General features: G+C 69.1%; 16 protein-coding genes. 2 read left to right on the plus strand and 14 right to left on the minus strand.

Translation table 11 applies throughout. The features are described from left to right. Positions 1 to 98: 98 nt before the first annotated feature. The 4 genes from AC5L36_RS13320 to AC5L36_RS13335 all read right to left on the minus strand — a co-directional run bounded on the left by AC5L36_RS13320 (position 99) and on the right by AC5L36_RS13335 (position 2,901). The gene (locus tag AC5L36_RS13320; RefSeq protein WP_494908091.1) at positions 99 to 428 is read right to left on the minus strand and encodes a DUF6355 family natural product biosynthesis protein; all 330 of its coding nucleotides are present in this window, start codon (positions 426 to 428) and stop codon (positions 99 to 101) included. Then, a complete protein-coding gene (locus AC5L36_RS13325; protein WP_441215783.1) occupies positions 425 to 901 on the minus strand; it encodes a hypothetical protein in 477 nt (158 codons plus the stop codon). Before AC5L36_RS13325 ends, AC5L36_RS13320 begins: the two co-directional genes overlap by 4 nt. A 139-nt stretch (positions 902 to 1,040) precedes the next feature. Continuing rightward, positions 1,041 to 2,444 (minus strand): tetratricopeptide repeat protein, encoded by a 1,404-nt coding sequence (locus AC5L36_RS13330; protein WP_441215863.1) that lies wholly within the window; start codon positions 2,442 to 2,444, stop codon positions 1,041 to 1,043. A gap of 25 nt (positions 2,445 to 2,469) precedes the next feature. Next, positions 2,470 to 2,901 (minus strand): MarR family winged helix-turn-helix transcriptional regulator, encoded by a 432-nt coding sequence (locus tag AC5L36_RS13335; RefSeq protein WP_441215784.1) that lies wholly within the window; start codon positions 2,899 to 2,901, stop codon positions 2,470 to 2,472. A gap of 50 nt (positions 2,902 to 2,951) precedes the next feature. Between AC5L36_RS13335 and AC5L36_RS13340 the strand changes: the two genes are divergently transcribed. Continuing rightward, complete coding sequence (locus AC5L36_RS13340; RefSeq protein ID WP_441215785.1) at positions 2,952 to 3,905, plus strand: SMP-30/gluconolactonase/LRE family protein; 954 nt, start codon at positions 2,952 to 2,954, stop codon at positions 3,903 to 3,905. Positions 3,906 to 4,346: 441 nt separating this feature from the next. On the opposite strand, the gene AC5L36_RS13345 is transcribed toward AC5L36_RS13340, so the two are convergent. From AC5L36_RS13345 to AC5L36_RS13370, 6 genes are all read right to left on the minus strand, one after another. After that, entirely contained in the window at positions 4,347 to 7,013 is a 2,667-nt protein-coding gene (locus AC5L36_RS13345) for a hypothetical protein (RefSeq protein WP_441215786.1), read from the minus strand. 662 nt (positions 7,014 to 7,675) lie between these two features. After that, on the minus strand, positions 7,676 to 9,022 hold the full coding sequence (locus AC5L36_RS13350) for an FAD-binding oxidoreductase (protein WP_441215787.1): 1,347 nt from the start codon (positions 9,020 to 9,022) through the stop codon (positions 7,676 to 7,678). Next, positions 9,019 to 9,975 (minus strand): NmrA/HSCARG family protein, encoded by a 957-nt coding sequence (locus AC5L36_RS13355; protein WP_441215788.1) that lies wholly within the window; start codon positions 9,973 to 9,975, stop codon positions 9,019 to 9,021. The genes AC5L36_RS13350 and AC5L36_RS13355 overlap by 4 nt, the downstream gene beginning before the upstream one ends. 26 nt (positions 9,976 to 10,001) lie before the next feature. After that, entirely contained in the window at positions 10,002 to 10,946 is a 945-nt protein-coding gene (locus AC5L36_RS13360) for an NADP-dependent oxidoreductase (RefSeq protein ID WP_494908095.1), read from the minus strand. A gap of 63 nt (positions 10,947 to 11,009) precedes the next feature. Next, the gene (locus tag AC5L36_RS13365) at positions 11,010 to 11,864 is read right to left on the minus strand and encodes a helix-turn-helix domain-containing protein (protein ID WP_441215790.1); all 855 of its coding nucleotides are present in this window, start codon (positions 11,862 to 11,864) and stop codon (positions 11,010 to 11,012) included. Positions 11,865 to 12,010: 146 nt separating this feature from the next. Continuing rightward, positions 12,011 to 12,385, minus strand: coding sequence for an ArsR/SmtB family transcription factor (locus AC5L36_RS13370; RefSeq protein ID WP_441215791.1), 375 nt, complete (start codon positions 12,383 to 12,385; stop codon positions 12,011 to 12,013). Between the two features lie 208 nt (positions 12,386 to 12,593). Between AC5L36_RS13370 and AC5L36_RS13375 the strand changes: the two genes are divergently transcribed. Further along, positions 12,594 to 13,985 (plus strand): FAD-dependent oxidoreductase, encoded by a 1,392-nt coding sequence (locus AC5L36_RS13375; RefSeq protein ID WP_441215792.1) that lies wholly within the window; start codon positions 12,594 to 12,596, stop codon positions 13,983 to 13,985. 51 nt (positions 13,986 to 14,036) lie between these two features. On the opposite strand, the gene AC5L36_RS13380 is transcribed toward AC5L36_RS13375, so the two are convergent. From AC5L36_RS13380 to AC5L36_RS13395, 4 genes are read right to left on the minus strand one after another with little or no spacing between them, the layout of a single operon-like run. Continuing rightward, positions 14,037 to 15,416: an FAD-dependent oxidoreductase gene (locus AC5L36_RS13380; RefSeq protein WP_441215793.1), complete on the minus strand. Its 1,380-nt coding sequence runs from the start codon at positions 15,414 to 15,416 to the stop codon at positions 14,037 to 14,039. Beyond that, positions 15,413 to 15,832 carry an arsenate reductase ArsC gene (locus tag AC5L36_RS13385; protein ID WP_441215794.1) on the minus strand — a complete coding sequence of 140 codons (420 nt, stop codon included), beginning with the start codon at positions 15,830 to 15,832 and terminating at the stop codon, positions 15,413 to 15,415. The genes AC5L36_RS13380 and AC5L36_RS13385 overlap by 4 nt, the downstream gene beginning before the upstream one ends. After that, entirely contained in the window at positions 15,829 to 16,563 is a 735-nt protein-coding gene (locus AC5L36_RS13390; protein WP_441215795.1) for an aquaporin, read from the minus strand. Before AC5L36_RS13390 ends, AC5L36_RS13385 begins: the two co-directional genes overlap by 4 nt. Next, positions 16,563 to 16,844, minus strand: a complete 282-nt coding sequence (locus AC5L36_RS13395) for an ArsR/SmtB family transcription factor (protein ID WP_441215796.1) — start codon at positions 16,842 to 16,844, stop codon at positions 16,563 to 16,565. The genes AC5L36_RS13390 and AC5L36_RS13395 overlap by 1 nt, the downstream gene beginning before the upstream one ends. Between the last annotated feature and the right edge of the window lie 177 nt (positions 16,845 to 17,021).

A 17,021-nucleotide genomic window follows, 5' to 3' on the forward strand; every position in this document is an offset into this window, starting at 1 on the left:
ATCGTGCACGAAACCGCCGGCCGTTTCGTTAGGAGACGAACACCCTGGCGGCCGTTGACCGGGAGATGGTCGGAGCACGCCGGCCAATCAAGATGGCGTCAGCACAGCCTTACGTACTCGGCCCAGATGTTGAACTGAACCCACCCCAGGGTGGTTTGGCCCGGGCCGACACACCGCTCGTATGCCGTAATGGGAGTGGTCCATACCTTGATGATGACGTGCGTTCTCGGGTCGCAGTGAGTGTAGTAGGCGACAATCCCGACGCTGTCAACGTCGTAGCCGCATTTAAGCATCACGCCTACGTCGTCCGAGCCGGCCGGGGAGGCTGGAGCTGCGGTAGCGGGCGCCGCGGTGACCAGCGCCGCCGTCAGCCCGGCAATGCTGACAGCCAGAGCGAGCCACATGCGTCCGAACCGACTGTGCCTCATCGGTGAATCCTTACGCAGGCGAAGCCGTTCGCGTGCCACGAACCCTGCGTGTGGTCCTTCATGTCAGCGCAGATCGACGATCCGTCCCTCATGTAGTTGTTCAGGTCGAAGTTGACCCACACGGAGTTCAGGCCGCAACCCGCGGTGGCATTCCGATGCCACTCCTGACCATTCTCGTAATAGCCCCAGACGTGGAAGTCCTTGTCGCAGATCCAGCCGGGCTTGACGTGGCTGGCGGTGATCCGGGACACGAACAAACCACTGCCGTTGACGGCGATGCAGACCGGACCCCACGACGGATAGTTGCAGCTCGACGCATCCATCGTCCCGATCTCACCGGCGTCCGGCCCGGTCGCGGCGACCGCCGGTGCCGCCGTCGACGGCGCCGCCATGGCGGACGAGGCGGGGGCGAACAGCACTCCGACTGCCACGAGCAGAAGTGCGAGCAGGGGTCTTGCGATGCTTTTGCGCATGCCTTTCCTTTCCCCAGCTGAGACGGCGGCATGCCCTGTTTCTCTGAGCTCCACGCCGACTGACAGTGTTGTCAGCGAAACAATATTCACAGATGCCACTGTCTTGACGCTGTCCTGACGCTGTCGCGGCGATCGCAGATCACAGCCGCCAATGACCGAACAATTCCATCGACGGTGCCGAGCTGTCCGGCCCGCTGATCCGCGTGATGTAGGTACGCACTCGGGCCGCCTCCTCCTTGGCGCCGACCGCAATGAAGGCCTTGAGCGCCAAGATCCATTGCTCGCGTGCTTCCAGCGTCTGGCCCACCTGGTACAGGACGGCGCCGAGGGCGGACCGGGTCGCGCCTTCGTTTCGCCGGTCGTTGGTCTGCTCGCAGATCGCCAGGTCTCTGCGGTAGATGACGATCGCTTCGTCGAGGCGCCCTGCCGCGGCCAGGGTACCGGCGAGGTTGTTGCATGCCAGGCTCTCGCCGGGGAGGTCGCCGGCTGTGCGGAGGAGTTCGGCGGCGTGCTGGAGGGTGGTGACTGCCTTGTCGAGGCGGCCGCTCTGGTGCAGGATCTCGCCGAGACTGATCCATGCCAGTCCTTCATGGTGGGTGTCGCCGCTCTGGTGTAGAAGGGTTGCCGCGCGCCGCAGTGTGGCGATCCCGTCGGCGGTGCGGCCGGCTAGGTGTTGGAGGGTTCCGAGATCGGTTGCGGTGAGCGCCTCGCCGTGGTGGTCGCCGATGTCGCGCAGGATGTTGGTGGCCTGCTCGAATGCGGCAGCGGCGTGATCGAAGCGGCCGGCGTCGCGGTGAACGATGCCGAGGTTGGTCAACGCGGTCTGTTCGGTGCGGCGGTCGCCGGAGTCCTGGTGGAGGCGGACGGCCTGCTCGAAGGCGCGGACTGCCTCATCTAGCCGGCCTAGCACGTGACATGCGCTGCCGAGGCAGTTGTGGGCCAAGCCTTCGCCATGGCGGTCGCCGATCGCGGCGTGGAGGTCGATCGCGTGCTCGCTCGCGGTGATCGCTTCGGTGAATCGCTGCGCCCGGTGCAGGGCGATGCTGAGGTTGACCAGGGCCTTGCCTTCGCCGTGGCGGTCGCCGGTGTCCCGGTAGCAGTCGATGGCCAGCTGGTGCGCGGTGATCGCCTCGTCGATGCGGCCGCTTTCCAGCAGGGCGTTGCCCAGCATGTTGTAAGCCTGGCCTTCGCGGTGCCGGTCGCCGGTCTGTCGGCAGAGCGCGAGATTCTGTTGATGGGTGGCGATTGCCTCATCGAGGCGACGTGCGAGGGTCAGGGCAACGCCAAGGTCGTTGAGCGCAAAGCCTTCGCCGTACCGGTCGCCGGTGACGCGATGGATATCGACGGCCTGTTGATGGGCGGCGATCGCCTCGTCGAGTCGGCCCAGCTCGCGCAGCCCTGAGCCGAGGTTGTTCAGCGCGGTGGCCTCGCCGTTGCGGTCGCCCAGCTCGTGGCAGATCACAACATCCGCGGTGGTGGCGGTGACCGCTTCGTCGAACCGGCGCAGCTCGAACAGCACGTAGGCGAGGTTGGTCAGCGCGATACCTACTCCGCGGCGGTCGCCGGGGTCATGCTGGCTTCTGAGTCGCGGCCAGGGCGCGGTGCAGGAGGGCGTTCAGCGTCGCGGCCTCGTCGGCGTCGAGGCCGAAGATGGCCGGGTCGTTCAGCGCGTCGGCGGCTCGGGCGGCTCGGTCGAGGACCGACCGGCCCTGCGACGTCAGGTCGATGCCTGCCCGGCGCCCGCGTCCGCCGCTGCGGTCGCGGACGACGTGCCCGGCCGCTTCGAGCGATGCGACGAGTTCGCCGACGCTCTGCGGCGTGACGAGCACCCGGCGGGCCAGTTGCCCGGACCCGATGCCGGGCTCGGTGGCGATCGTGGCGAGCACTCCGAACTGTGTCGGCGTCAGGCCGAACGGTCGCATCTCGTCCTCGAACCGCCTGTTCAGCACGTGCGCGAGCCGCACCACCGTCCAGCCGAGGGCACGGTCGGGGCCGGCCAAAGTATCAGGGTCCCTTGCACCCACTATCAGGGTTCCTTATGGTTGCTCTCATGACGACCTTCTCTGGTTGGCAGCGTAGTGCCCTCGCCGTCACGGCCGCGGCGCTCGTCCTCGCGATGTCCCCGGCGGTGGCGGCCCCGGCCAGCGCGGTGCGCACGCTCGTAACGTTCACCCACCCGGACGAACATCCCGAAAGCGTGGTGATCGGCGACAACGGCACGATCCACGTCGCGCTGCACGCAGCGGCGACGGTATGGCACCGCCGGCCCGACGGGCGGACCTCAGTGACCGTGTTGCCGAAATCGCGACAATCAGGTGCGGTAACGCGCGCGAACGGGATCGCGGTCGCGCCCAGCGGCGTCGTCTCGGTGGCCGTACTGTCGACCGACGCGGCGATCGCCGGCGTGTGGCAGGGCTGGCCGGGACGGCCATTCCGGCGCCTAGCGGCCCTTCCAGTCGATGCGAGCCCGAACGGGATGTCACGCGACCACCAGGGCAACCTCTACATCGCCGACGACGCACTCGGCGTGGTCTGGCGGGTGCCGGCCGGCCGACGGGTCGCCGAGACGTGGCTGCGCCATCCGCTGCTGACGCGCGCGGCCGGCGGCACGCCCTACGGCGCGAACGGCACCGAACTGCACGGCAACGCGCTGTGGATCGGAAACCCGTCGCAGGAGCTGCTCGCGTCGGTGCCGATCGGCCGCGACGGCCGGCCGGGAACGCCCACGGTGCGCCAACGCGGACCAATATTCGCCGACGTCGACGACTTCGACATCCACCACGACAACACCATCATCGTCGCCCGCATCTCGGCGCAGACCGTCGAACGGATCCGGCCCGACGGCACCACGACGATCCTGGCAACGACGGCCGACGGCCTGTCCCAACCGACCGCGGTCGCGATCGACGGCCGCCGCCGGACCATCTACGTGACGAACGCGGCGTTCTACCGGACGCCGGGCGCCGCGCCCGCGTCGGTGCAGGCCATAACAGCACTCGGATGACCTTCCCGCCCGCGGACCCACCACCCACGACCACGCGTATGCACGTTTATACCCGTACGCGGGGCCCAGGGAGACGGTGACGCATCGATCCGCCAGGCTGGTGGAGGTGCGTACGAGACGGGATGTTGATGGACCAGGATCACCAGGTATCGAACGGCTTTCAGGTTCCGCAGTCTTTCGTCAGATGCCCCGATCCGTGACGACAAAAGCAGGTGCCTAAGAGCTGTGTGCCGCTGTCGTTTCGCTGACGCCGGCAGTGCATGCCGAGGACGCGCGCGCCGGCCGTGGGCACAGGGTTGAGGTGCGAAGCACCCGGGCATCAGGCACCAGATCGGCCAGGGGGGCCGATCTCGCCACCGCTGGATCCCCGCATTCATCACGGACAATGGTCGGTCCGGCGGGGTGCGAGGTCGACGCCTCGCACCCCGCCGGTCGTCCTGGTTACGCCAGCGGGATGCCGTCGATCACCCGCTTCGGAACGGTCCGGACCGATCCGGTCTCGGTAGTGACCGTGCGCTTCCCGCCGACGATCTTCCAGACGGTCGCGGAGTCCGGCGATTTGACCAGGACGCCGTCTCCGATGGTGCGGGGAAGAGCGTCCAGAACACGGCCGGGAATCACATGGACCGGATGATTACCGTACCCGGCACCCGCGAGTTCGTTCCAGGTATCGAAGGAGACCCACGCGCCGCCGACGATAACGCCGATGCCGCTGTGGTCTGGCTTCTTAACCAGGACGCCGTCCCCGATAGTGCGAGGAAGAGCGTCCAGAACACGGCCGGGAATCACATGGACCGGGTGACTACCGTACCCGGCACCCGCGAGTTCGTTCCAGGTATCGAAGGAGACCCACGCGCCGCCAACGATAACGCCGATGCCGCTGTGGTCTGGCTTCTTAACCAGAACGCCGTCCCCGATAGTGCGAGGAAGAGCGTCCAGAACACGGCCGGGAATCACATGGACCGGGTGACTACCGTACCCGGCACCCGCGAGTTCGTTCCAGGTATCGAAGGAGACCCACGCGCCGCCAACGATAACGCCGATGCCGCTGTGGTCTGGCTTCTTAACCAGAACGCCGTCCCCGATAGTGCGAGGAAGAGCGTCCAGAACACGGCCGGGAATCACATGGACCGGGTGACTACCGTACCCGGCACCCGCGAGTTCGTTCCAGGTATCGAAGGAGACCCACGCGCCGCCGACAATGACGCCGATGCCGCTATGGTCTGCCTTCTTAACCAGAACGCCGTCCCCGATAGTGCGAGGAAGAGCGTCCAGAACACGGCTGGGAATCACATGGATCGGCTGGCCCTTGTGCCCGGTCTCTTCCAGTTCGTTCCAGTTGCTGAAGGAAACCCATGCGCCGCCGAGAACGACGCCGATGCCTTCGTGGTTCGGCTTCTTGACCAGAGTGCCGTTCGCCGGCGTGCTCCGTAGAGCGGTATACGCACGGTGTGGTACCGCCCGTACGTGCAGGTGCCATTCGGCGCCGTAGCCGACGTCGGTGACCTCTTGCGGGTTGGCGAACGGGACGGTGGCGCCGCCGACGATTTTGGCGACCGGGGTGCTGCCGTTGATGCCCTGGATCAAAGTGCCGTCAGCCGGCACGTCCGCGCGGAGTTCGTTGAATACGCGGGTCGGGATGGCTTGGACCTTGCTCGGCCAGTCGGTGCCGTATCCAGCGTCGATGAGCTCCTGCGGGCTGGCGACGTTGATCCGCGCCCCGCCGACCATCATCGCTACCGGGGTGGAGGCGCCCCCACCCGTGCCCTGCACGAGGGTGTTATCCGTGGGCACCCGGGACCGGGCGTTGAAGATCCGGGCGGGAACGGCTCGTACCTTGCCGGCCCAATCACCGCCATGGCCGGTGTCGATGACTTCCTGCGGGCTGGCGAACGGGACGATCGCCCCACCGGCGAACGTGGCGACCGGGGTGGAGACACCGCCGGCCACTCCCTGGACCAGGGTGCCGTTGGCCGGCTCGAACCCAAGCGTGTGGTAGCTGACGCCGCTGATCGCGGTCACCTTCCGGGCCCAGTCCGTGCCGTGACCGGTCTCGATGACCTCCTGCGGGTTGGCGAACGGAATCAATGCCCCGCCGAGCGTCGCGGCCACCGGCAGGTCGGTCCCGTTCGACACGGCCTGGACGAGGTTACCGTCCGCGGGCACCTGGTTCATGTGATCGCGGGCGTCGATCGACCAGTTGGACACCTTGACCGGGGTGCCGCAGTTGACCGGGGCGGCGCACGAGTCCTGCCACAGCGGGGCACCCCCGACGAACAGATACACCCGGCCACGCTGGTCGATAGCTGACGAGCCGTTACGCGGCCTCGCCGGGCCGGCGTCGATCACCGCCTGGGTCGTCGGGCGTGACTGCGGCTCACAGATCCCGTTGTCACAGGTGGCCTGCCAGACCGGCGCCCCACCCACCACCTTGTAGATCCGTTTCGTGTCGGTCGTGGCCAGCACCGTGCCGTCGGCCACGCTACGCACGTCCGTCACCGGCTGCGGACCCGGCGGCGTCGGCGGCGCCGCGCCACCAGGGTTCGGCCCGGCCCCTCCACCCCGACGCGCGAGGCTGGACCCGCATTCCTCGGCCAATGTCCTGCCCTCGCGTATCGGACACGCGCCGAACGCCGTGGGAACCCGGGCCACCGTCGCTGATATGCCGCAGGAGCCACTGCCATCGGCCTTGACCCAGGTGGTGATCACTTTCCGGAACTCGTACCGCATGTACGGAGTCACCATTACGAACTCGCCGGGCGGAAGCACCATATTGACGGCCGACGTCACCCCCCGCTGAACGCTCACCTGCGTCTGGTAGCCGGCCTTCAGGCTCAGTTCGATGACTTTGCCCACGTCGAGCGTACCCTCCACCGTGATCGTCGCCGTCCTCGTCTCCGTCAAACTCGTGCTGTACGACACGGTCGTGGAAAGGGACGCATGGCCGTACCGAATCACCGGGCCGGGCTCCACCACCAGCTCATACTCATTCCACCGCATAACGTGATGTTCCTGCCGGGCATTGAAACACCCATCCCGGTACCAGTCATCAGCCCTCACCGGCGAAGGCTGGACCACCACCCCCACCGCCGACAGCAGCACAGCCATAACCATCAACGCGTAGAACGCCCGCCCGCGTCTCGGCAAGATGCCACCGGCCGATCTCCCCAGCCACCCAAAAGCACCGCGGAATAGCCCCGTCATATCACTCCCATCGCCAACACCACCGACGCAACCAGCCACCCTTCACGGGAACGTGGTGACCGAATCAGCCATGTTCAACAAACCCCACGTGCGCCCGCATACGGATAGAGGACCTTGATCTTGTGGGGACATCGAAGGGTGCCACTGGTCGCGGGCGGAGCGTATCCAACCGCGCTTACATACTGCTGTCGCAACGCTTTCGCGGTGCGGCGTGGGACGCACGCGAGCCGGGCCACATGGGCGTCCCCAATACCGTGCGTCGTGAACGAGCTCAGAAGAGCTCGCCAGCCCCACGAAAATGCCGCTCACCGACGTGATCCCAGTCGAACAGGGCGAAATAGAACGTGAAAAGCGGCGGGAAGCCCGAAGATGAAGAAGAGCAGGAAGAACGGCGCCACGTACGCGTAGGGCGCCAGCAACTCGCGCACGCCCTGCTGGACGCGGCGCGGACGACGCACCGGTGACCGCAGCTAGCCCACTCAGTTCTTTCCCTCTGTTCCAAGCACCTCGCACGCGATCTGTACCGATGCTGGGCCCGCCGACGTCGCGGCGATCGGCACGCGGTCTCAGGCTTGATCGCGGGTAGGTGCGACGTCACCGGCGAACTGGCCGGTCGGATCGACCGCGCGGCGTACCCGCTCCACCCGGGCGCGAGTCTGGTCGTCGTACGTTCGCTGCGGCCGTTCGAAGTCGTCGACGAAGTTGGGCGCCGTGAAGCCGGTCAGGTACTGCCGGAGAGTCGACCGGACGGCCTTGAGGTCGCTCATGGTCTCCTCACCGGCCAGGCCGACCCCGTAGTAGTGCAGCGGTGCTGTGAAACGGCCGAGCGCTCCAACGTTGGCCGGGGCGGCGGCGAACGCGCCGCCGAGCTGACGCAGTTCGAGCGCGATCAGGTTGGGCCCGGCGTCCAGGATCCGCGCCCAGTCGGCTGCGCCGATCTCGTGCAGCAGGGCCGAGTCCGAATGGAACGGCACCGGCTGCTGCGGATCCATGTGGACCAGCGGCAGCGCCTCCGGAGCAGCTTCCGCCCACGTGTTCGCCACGGGTGAGGCGAGTTCGGACAGTGCGGACAGCATCTCGTCGGCTATGCGCTGGGCCGCCGGCAGGTCCGGTTCGGTGGGTGCGATCATCGCACCGTCCAGGGCGAGCACGCGCTTGCCGGCCAGGTACGGGGGGAGGAACGGCAGTGGCGGCAGCGACAGCATGCGAAGGCTGGTGGTGATCTCCGGTGGGGCAGTTCGGGCCCACGCCTGCCAGACCGGCGCCAGCCGTGCGGCGTCGGAGGCATTCCAGACCGCCATGCCGGTGACGATGCGGTGCATCGGCATCAGGTCGATCTCCGCTTCCACGACGACGCCGAACCCGCCGCCCCCGCCGCGCAGCGCCCAGAACAGATCCGGACGGTGCGTGGCATTCGCCTCGACGACTTCCCCGTCGGCCAGCACGACGGTAAGCGAGCGCACCGAGTTAGCGGCCAGCCCGAACCGGCGGCCGTAGAAGCTGAGGCCGCCGCCGAGCAGGTAGCCGATGACGCCAACGGTGGCAGATGAGCCGTGCAGGGCGGTGAGCCCGTGCCGGGTCACCTCGGGCACGACGTCGCCCCAGGTCTTGCCGGCAGGCACACGGGCCCTCCGGGCGTCCGGGTCGACGCGCACGGGCGCGTCCAGCAGGGGACGCAACAGCAGTGCGTCGGTCAGCGGGCCGGTGCGGCCCATCGCGTGGCCGGTGGTGGTCAGCCGGAGCTGCCGGCCCAACCGGCGCGCCGTGGCTACCGCGTGGACGACGTCGTCGATCGATCGGGCGGTGAACGCCCCGGCCGGGTCGACCGGCGCGGCGAGCTGGAAGGAGGCGCCGGCCTGCGCATACTCGGAGGTTCCGGGCGGGCTGAACGGGGTGAGGTCGATGGTGGTCACCGGAGCTCCTCCGCATTGCCGAGCTCGGCCTGATGCGCGGTCAGGAAATCGGTCAGGCTGAGCGGATGCGGGTTGAACGCGCGCCCGGCCTCGATGTTGCGGCGGCCAAGGTAGGACTCGGGGAACTCGGCGTAGTACTGGAACATGTTTCCCAGCTCGTCCGCGCCGGGGAAACCGAAGCCGCGGAACTGCTCGTGGGTAGGCGGGCGATAGGCCACCGGCTCACCGAGCACCGCGCCGAGCGCCGCCGTCATCTGCTCGCCAGTCAGGTATTCGCCGACCACGGGAATCGTGGCGCCCACCGTCTCCGCCGGCTGCTGGAACACGCGCAGCGCCACCCGGCCGATGTCATCGGAGGCGACGCCCGCGATCGCGGTGTCGCCGAGCGGCAGGTGCACGGCGAGCGTCCCGTCCGGGTCGCGTTGCGGTTTGGCCAGGGTCAGCAGGTTGTCCCAGTAGAACGACATCAACAGATACGTGGTGGGCAGGCCGGACTTGGCGAACAAGGCGTCGGCGGCCCCGCCCTTCACGTCGAAGTGCGGCACCCGATAGCCGTCGCCAAGGACAGGCATCCGATCGTCATCGGCCGCGATCACCTCCCGGGTGTCCTCGAGCGTCGACCACACGACGTGCCGCAGGCTGGCCGCCTGGGCCGCGCTGATGAGGTTCTCCACCTCGGCCAGTTCCCGGGCCGGTGAACGGTGCTCCCAGTACGGCGTGACCAGGAACGCGCCGTACGCCCCGTCGAATGCCCGGCGCAGGCTGCCCTCGTCGGTGAGGGTCGCCTCCACCACGTGGGCGCCGCGCCGGGCCAGCGCCTGCGCCTTGGGCGACGCGGCGTTGCGCGTCACCGCCCGTACGGTGAATTCGCTGCCGGTCAGCAGCGCCCGGACGACCGCGCCGCCCTGCGTGCCGGTCGCGCCGAGCACGGTGATCACTTTGTCGTAAGACATCGACGTTTCCTCCCTGTTGGTCCGGATCAGGCGGTGGGGGCGACGATGACGGTCTTACCGAGCAGCCCACCCGCAGCGGCCTGGGCGTGCACGGCCGGCAGCTCCGCGAGGGGTACCCGCTGGGCGACCTCGACGCGCAACTCACCGGTGCTGACGCGAGCGGCCAGGTCGGCGAGTTGGTCGGCGTCGCTGCGGACGAACAGGTCGATACCGCGCACACCGCGCTCCTCGTCGGAAGGGGCCGGCATCCAGACCGTGGTATTGACGAGGGTGCCGCCGTCACGGATCAGCGTGACCAGCGCGGCCAGCTGTTCCGGAGCGACCGGCGCGAGATTGAGTACCAGGTCCACCGGCTCGGCCACCGCCGCGGTCACATCCGTGGTGGTGTGGTCGATCACCTCATCGGCGCCGGCGGCTTTGACACGCTCGGCGCTGCGCGGGCTGGCCGTGGCGATCACCTGGGCACCGACCTCCTTGGCCAGCTGCACGGCGTATCCGCCGACCGCTCCGCCGGCGCCGTTGATCAGCACCCGCTGACCGGCGGTCAGCTTGCCGTGGTCGAACAGCGCCTGCCACGCGGTCAGGCCCACCAGCGGCAACGCCGCCGACTCAGCCAACGGGATGTTCTTGGGTGCCCCTGTCAAGATCTCCGCCGGCGCGATCACATACTCCGCAGCCGCCCCAGCCCCCGTCATCGGCAGGAAGCCGATGACGCGGTCGCCAACCGCGACGTCGTCCACGCCGTCACCGAGCGCGTCGACCGTGCCGGCGACGTCGATGCCAGGAGTGTGTGGCAGCTCGACCGGGATCGGACCCTGCATGTAGCCCGCGCGGATATTGCCGTCGACGCCGTTGAACGACGTCGCGGCGACGCGGATCCGGACCTGACCGGCGCCGGGGGTGGGCTGCGCCGCGTCCTCGTAGCGCAGAACCTCGGGACCACCGAACTCGTGAAAACGCACTGCCTTCATTGCTGAACCTGCTTCCGTGAGCGCCGTCAATGACGTCACTCAACTTCGCAGGATCCAGCGCGGTTAGCCTGGGCCGGGCTGGCCCACCTTGATGATGGTCGGCTCCCCGGCGCCGCCGACGATCTCAGCCAGACGCGCCGCATCGGCCGAGCCCGGCGCCGCGGTGAGCACGAGAGCCGCCAAATCGTCCCCCGGGATGGCGAGCAGGCTGCCGACGAGCGTGACGGAGCCGCCGTCCGGATGAACGAACGCGGCACTGCTCTCGTAGGCCGCCACCGGCCGCGGCGTGCGCCACAAGGTGTCGAACAGGCGGCTTCGGCTCCGCATCTCGTCCACCAGCGCGGCAAGCGACGCATCGGCGGGGTAGCGCAACAGCGCGCTCTTCAGGCGGGCAACGAGGATCGCCTGATGATCGGTCGCGTCAGCCGCAGACTGCTGGAAACGACTGAACGGATCGCAGAAGGAACGCCAGGCGATGTTCCACTCCCACGGGTCCCCGGTGAGATTCCAATGCCCCAGGGCCATGAACGCACTGTTTACGGCGATCAAATTCATCGCCGCGTCGGAGACGAACATCGGCGTGTCCGTGAATCGCTCCAGCAACCGCATCGCACCCGGACCGACTTCGTTCGGCACCCGCCCGTCCGCGGCGGCGTACCCGGCCAGCGCGCAGAGCCGCTCATACTCCGCCCGCCCGACCCGTAACGCACGAGCGATGGCGTTCACCACCCCGGCCGACGGATGGCTACGCCCCTGCTCCAACCGGCGTACGTAGTCCGCAGACATCCCCGCGAGCTCGCCCAGCTCCTCCCGCCGCAACCCTTGCACCCGCCGACGGCCGACCGGCAGCCCGACAGCCGCCGGGGCCGTACTCTCCCGCAACTGGCGCACCGCAGCGCCGAACTCCTGACGTGCCACGACCCAAGTGTGCCCGGCCAGTCCAGACAGCGGAGCTAGTGGGCGGCCTTGGCCCCTCAGCCCTTGAAGATCGCGACAACCTGCGCAGGGGCGTTGGTACCGCCGCACTTTCCAGCGAGCCGCGTTGCGGATCGTGTCATCACCGATTAGGTGGTGGCGGTTTCGGCGGAGGTGAGCAGTGCGGCGAGCTGACTCATCAGGCCGTGCCGCGGCCGGTAGTAGACCCAGGTGCCGCGGCGCTCGGCGTCGACGAGGCCGGCTTCGCGGAGGGTCTTGAGGTGGTGGGAGATCGTCGGCCCGGTGAGGTCGAAGGCGGGGGTGAGGTCGCAAACGCAGATCTCCCCGTCGGGGGCTGAGGCGATCATCGACATCAGCCGGAGCCGGACTGGGTCGCCGAGGGCCTTGAAGGCCGGTGCGAGCACGGCGGCCATGTCGGCGGACACGGGCTGTTCGGCGATCGGCGGGCAGCACGCCACACCAGCGTTGAGGTCGGTGAGGGTGAGCGCCGCCTGTTTAGACATGCGTCTAGGTTGACAGTTCTCGAAGCAGAGTGCAACCCTGCTTAGAGGAACGTCTAAACAGAGCTTCGGAGGAAAGGCGGGCAACGCCGGAAACGGATCGGTCAGCACGCCATGCACGGCTGCTGGTGGCACGACGTCGTGTTCATCGAACGCCGAAGCCCACACATCACCCAAACCCTTCAGTACGTCATTGAGCAAGGAGTCCACAGTGGATAGCGATCTACCGGTCGTGGTCATCGGCGCGGGCCCGGTCGGGCTGGCCGCCGCCGCCCACCTGCACGAGCGCGGCCTGGCGTTCACCGTCCTGGAGGCCGGCGACGGCCCCGCCGCCGCCGTGCGGGCGTGGGGGCATGTGCGGCTGTTCTCCCCGTGGCGGTACAACATCGACGCCGCCGCCCGCCGCCTCCTGGCGGATGCCCGATGGGTGGAACCGGATCCGGAGGTGCTGCCGACGGGCAGGCAGTTGGCCGCCGAATACCTCCAGCCTCTGGCGGACCTGTCCGCGCTCAAGCCGCACCTGCGCTATGACGCCCGGGTGATCGCGGTGACCCGGCAGGGTGTAGACCGGCTCCGCACGGCCGGCCGCGCGGACGCGCCGCTCGTGGTGCGGCTCGCCGGCGGCGAAGTCCTGCTGGCCCGGGCGGTGATCGACGCCTCCGGCACCTGGGACACGCCGAACGTGCTCGGCGCCTCGGGCATCCCCGCCCGCGGCGAAACCGAGGCCGCCCGGTTCATCGAGACGGCGCTGCCGGACGTGCTCGGCGCCGACCGGGACCGGTTCGCCGGCCGCCACACCCTTGTGGTCGGCGCGGGCCACTCCGCTGCCAACACCCTTCTCGCCCTGGCCGACCTCGCCTCCCAGACGCCAGGGATGCGAGTGGTGTGGGCGATCCGGTCGGCCAGCCCCGCCCGCACGTACGGCGGCGAGGCGGCCGATGCCCTCCCGGCCCGGGGCGCGATCGGCAGCCGGCTACGCGAACACGTGGAGTCCGGGGCGATCGAGTTGGTCACCGGCTTCGGTGTCCATGCCATCGCCGCCTCGGACGAGGGCGGGGTGGCCGTTTCCGACGGCGCCCGCACGCTCACGGTGGACCGGGTGGTAGCGGCGACCGGGTTCCGGCCAGACCACGCGCTGACCACCGAACTGCGCCTGGACCTGGACCCGATCCTCGGCGCCACCCGCGCGCTGGCCCCGTTGATTGATCCGAACGAGCATTCCTGTGGCACCGTGCCGCCGCACGGCGTCGAGGAGCTCGCTCACCCCGAGCCCGGCTTCTACGGCATCGGGGTCAAGAGCTACGGCCGGGCGCCGACGTTCCTGATGGCCACCGGCTACGAGCAGGCCCGCTCGGTCGTCGCCGCCCTGGCTGGCGACTGGGCCGCCGCACGGGACGTCCAGCTGGACCTGCCCGAGACCGGGGTGTGCAACAGCGGCCAGCCGGTCGACAGCGACCGGATCCAAGACGGCGGTGGCTGCTGCGGCGTCACCACGGCCGCGGCGGCACCGCCGGGTCGCGGCCTGGCCACCGGGATCGGCGGCGGTCTGCTGTCCGCACCCGCGCCGACTCCACCAGCCGCGAGCGGGAGCCGCGCCAGGTAACCCGCGCCGTCCCTGGCGCCGAAGAGGATCGGTCGGCCAACCGCGGTCTGGTCAGCGGGTGGTCAGCATCCAGGTCTGTGCGGCCATCTGGACCGCGTCCCACGGGCTGCCCAGCGGTGGCGTGTAGGACAGGTCCAGGTCGGCGATGTCATCCACAGTCATCCGGTGGTGCAGGGCGGTGGCGTAGATGTCCACCCGCTTGGCCACGCCGGTATCCCGGTGCCCCACCAGCTGCGCCCCGAGCAACCGGCCGGTGGAGGTGTCACCGGTGACCTTGATGGTGATCGGCTTCGCACCCGGGTAGTACGCCTTGTGGTCGTCCGCGACCGTGCGGCGGCTGGCCGGCATGAGGCCGTGCGCGGCGGCTTCGTGGTCGCGCAGCCCGGTGCGGGCGACGGCGAGGTCGAACACCTTGACCACCTGTGTGCCGAGGGAGCCGGCGAACTCCCGATCCCCGCCGACGGCGTTCTCGCCGGCGATCCGGCCCTGTTTGTGTGCGGTCGTGCCCAGCGGCAGGTAGGTGTCGGTCTCCAGCAGCCGGTGGTAGGTGTGCACGCAGTCACCGGCCGCGTAGACGTCGGGCACGTTGGTGCGCATCCGCCGGTCCACGGCGATCGCCCCACGCACGCCGAGCCCCACACTGGCCGTCTCGGCCAGGGTCGTGTCCGGGCGCACGCCGACGACCACGAGCACAAAGTCCACAGTGGAGGAGAACGCGTCAGCGCGGTCGGCCGTGGTGTGCCCGGCCACCGTCAACCCGGCCGGTCCACGCTCGATCGCCGTGACCGTGACGCCGGTGCACACCCGGACGCCGTGACGGGCGAGCTCCTCCTCGACCAGTGCCGCCAGGTCCGCGTCGACCGTCGGCAGCACCTGCGGCAGCTGCTCCACAACCGTGACCGCGAGACCGCGGGCGTGCAGCGCCTCGGCCATCTCCAGGCCGATGTACCCGGCACCCACGATCAACGCCGACCGCGGCTCACGGGCCAACCCCTCGGTGAGGGCGAACGTGTCCGCCATCGTGTGCAACACGTACACCCCGTCGGCCGTGCCGAGCCGGTCCAGACCCGTGATCGGCGGGCGGACCGGACTCGCGCCGGTGCCGACCACGAGACGGTCATAGCCGATCGTCTCCTCCCGCCCATCGGGGCCGGTCACGGTGACGGTGCGGGCCGCTGGGTCGATCCGCCGGGCCGTCGTGTCCAGCCGCAGCTCCAGACCGGCCGCCTCGAGGTCAGCCTGGGTGCGGTGGGCCAGGTCGCGCCAGTCCGGCACATCCCCGGAGACGTGGTACGGGATGCCGCAGATCGAGTAGTTCGGAAAGCGGTCGGCCACTACCAGCAACGGCTCCACGTCTGGGTCGACCTGCCGCGCGCGCAGCCCGGCGCCGATCCCGGCGTCGCTGCCGCCCACGATGACCAGCCGGGTCACCCCGCCGCCCGCCCTGGCACCAGATCCGCCACCAAGTCCCCTACGCGGCGGCGGATCTCGTCACGGATCGGCCGCACCGCCTCGATCCCCTGACCGGCCGGGTCGTCCAGCTTCCAGTCCTCATACCGCTTACCCGGAAAGACGGGGCAGGCGTCGCCGCATCCCATCGTCACGATGACGTCGGCGGCGTACGCGTCGTCGTACTCCAGCAGGTTTGGAATGTTGCCGGTGATGTCGACGCCGGCCTCGGCCATCGCCGCCACCGCGACCGGGTTGATTTCGCTCGCCGGCGCGGAGCCGGCCGAGCGGACCTCGACCGCGTCTCCGGCCAGATGGCGCAGCCACCCTGCCGCCATCTGCGATCGGCCCGCGTTGTGCACGCACACGAACAACACCACCGGCTTCGAACCGCTCATCCTGATCGCCCTTCCGACAACTGTGGGACCACGACCTCTTCCGCGCCGACCGCCGCGCGCGGGTACAACACCACCAACACACCCAATCCCACAACCAGACCCACCAGCTGGGCAACGACGAAACCCGGCACCGATCCCGGGGCGATACCGGCGAACGTATCCGTGAACGCCCGCCCCACCGTGACCGCCGGGTTGGCGAAGCTCGTCGAGGAGGTGAACCAGTACGCCGCACCGATGTACGCACCCACCGCGGCCGGCGCGACCGAAGCTCGGCCCGCGCGAGCGAGGGCGAACACCAACAGCACCAGACCGGCCGTCGCCACCAGCTCCCCGATCCACAGGTGGCTCCGTCCGCGACCGGTGCCCGACCAGTCCACCGGCGACAGCTCGAACATCAGGTTCGCCAGCACGCAGCCACCGATCGCCCCGACCACCTGCGCGGACACGTACGCGGCCAGGTCCCCGGTGGTCAGACCGGTGGCAGAACGCCGACCCAGCCACCAATCCGCGAGCGAGATGACCGGATTGAGATGAGCGCCGGAGACCGGACCGACAACCAGAATGAGGGCCGCCAAGCCGAGCGCGGTGGCGGTCGAGTTCTCCAACAGCTGAAGGCCCACATCATCCGGCGACAGCCGGGCCGCCATGATCCCCGAGCCGACCACCACCGTGACCAGCAGCCCCGTGCCGACGAACTCGGCGGTCGCGCGACGCCACAACGGCAGGCCCATCAGCACTCCCGCCGCACATCGCCGCTGTCGCGGGCTTGCTCGGCCAGCGCGCTCAGGTAGCCGGCCGCGCCGTCGAGAGCCTCCGCCCGCAGGCGGTAGAACGTATAACGGCCCTCTGGCCTGGCCTCCACGATGCCCGCCTGCCGCAGCGCGCGCAGGTGGTTGGAGACGTTCGGCTGTGTCGCACCGGTATCCGCCACCAGGTGGCAGGTGCACGCCGCCCCAGCGGCGAGGATCTCCACGATCCGGGCCCGCAGCGGGTCGGCCAACAGGCGGATCACATCATGCTCAGCTGATATCAGCACACCATGATTCAACCAGGCGCAGCCCGCACCTCCCCCGCGAGGGTGCCCACCGTCGCCGACAAGACCTCTACCCGGCCCTGGATCCAAGCCTGTACACGAACGCCTCACGGCTGGCGTCGAAGGTGCGGAAGGCGGCTACACATTCGCCAGATC

This window comes from Phytohabitans sp. LZ39 (assembly GCF_059359075.1).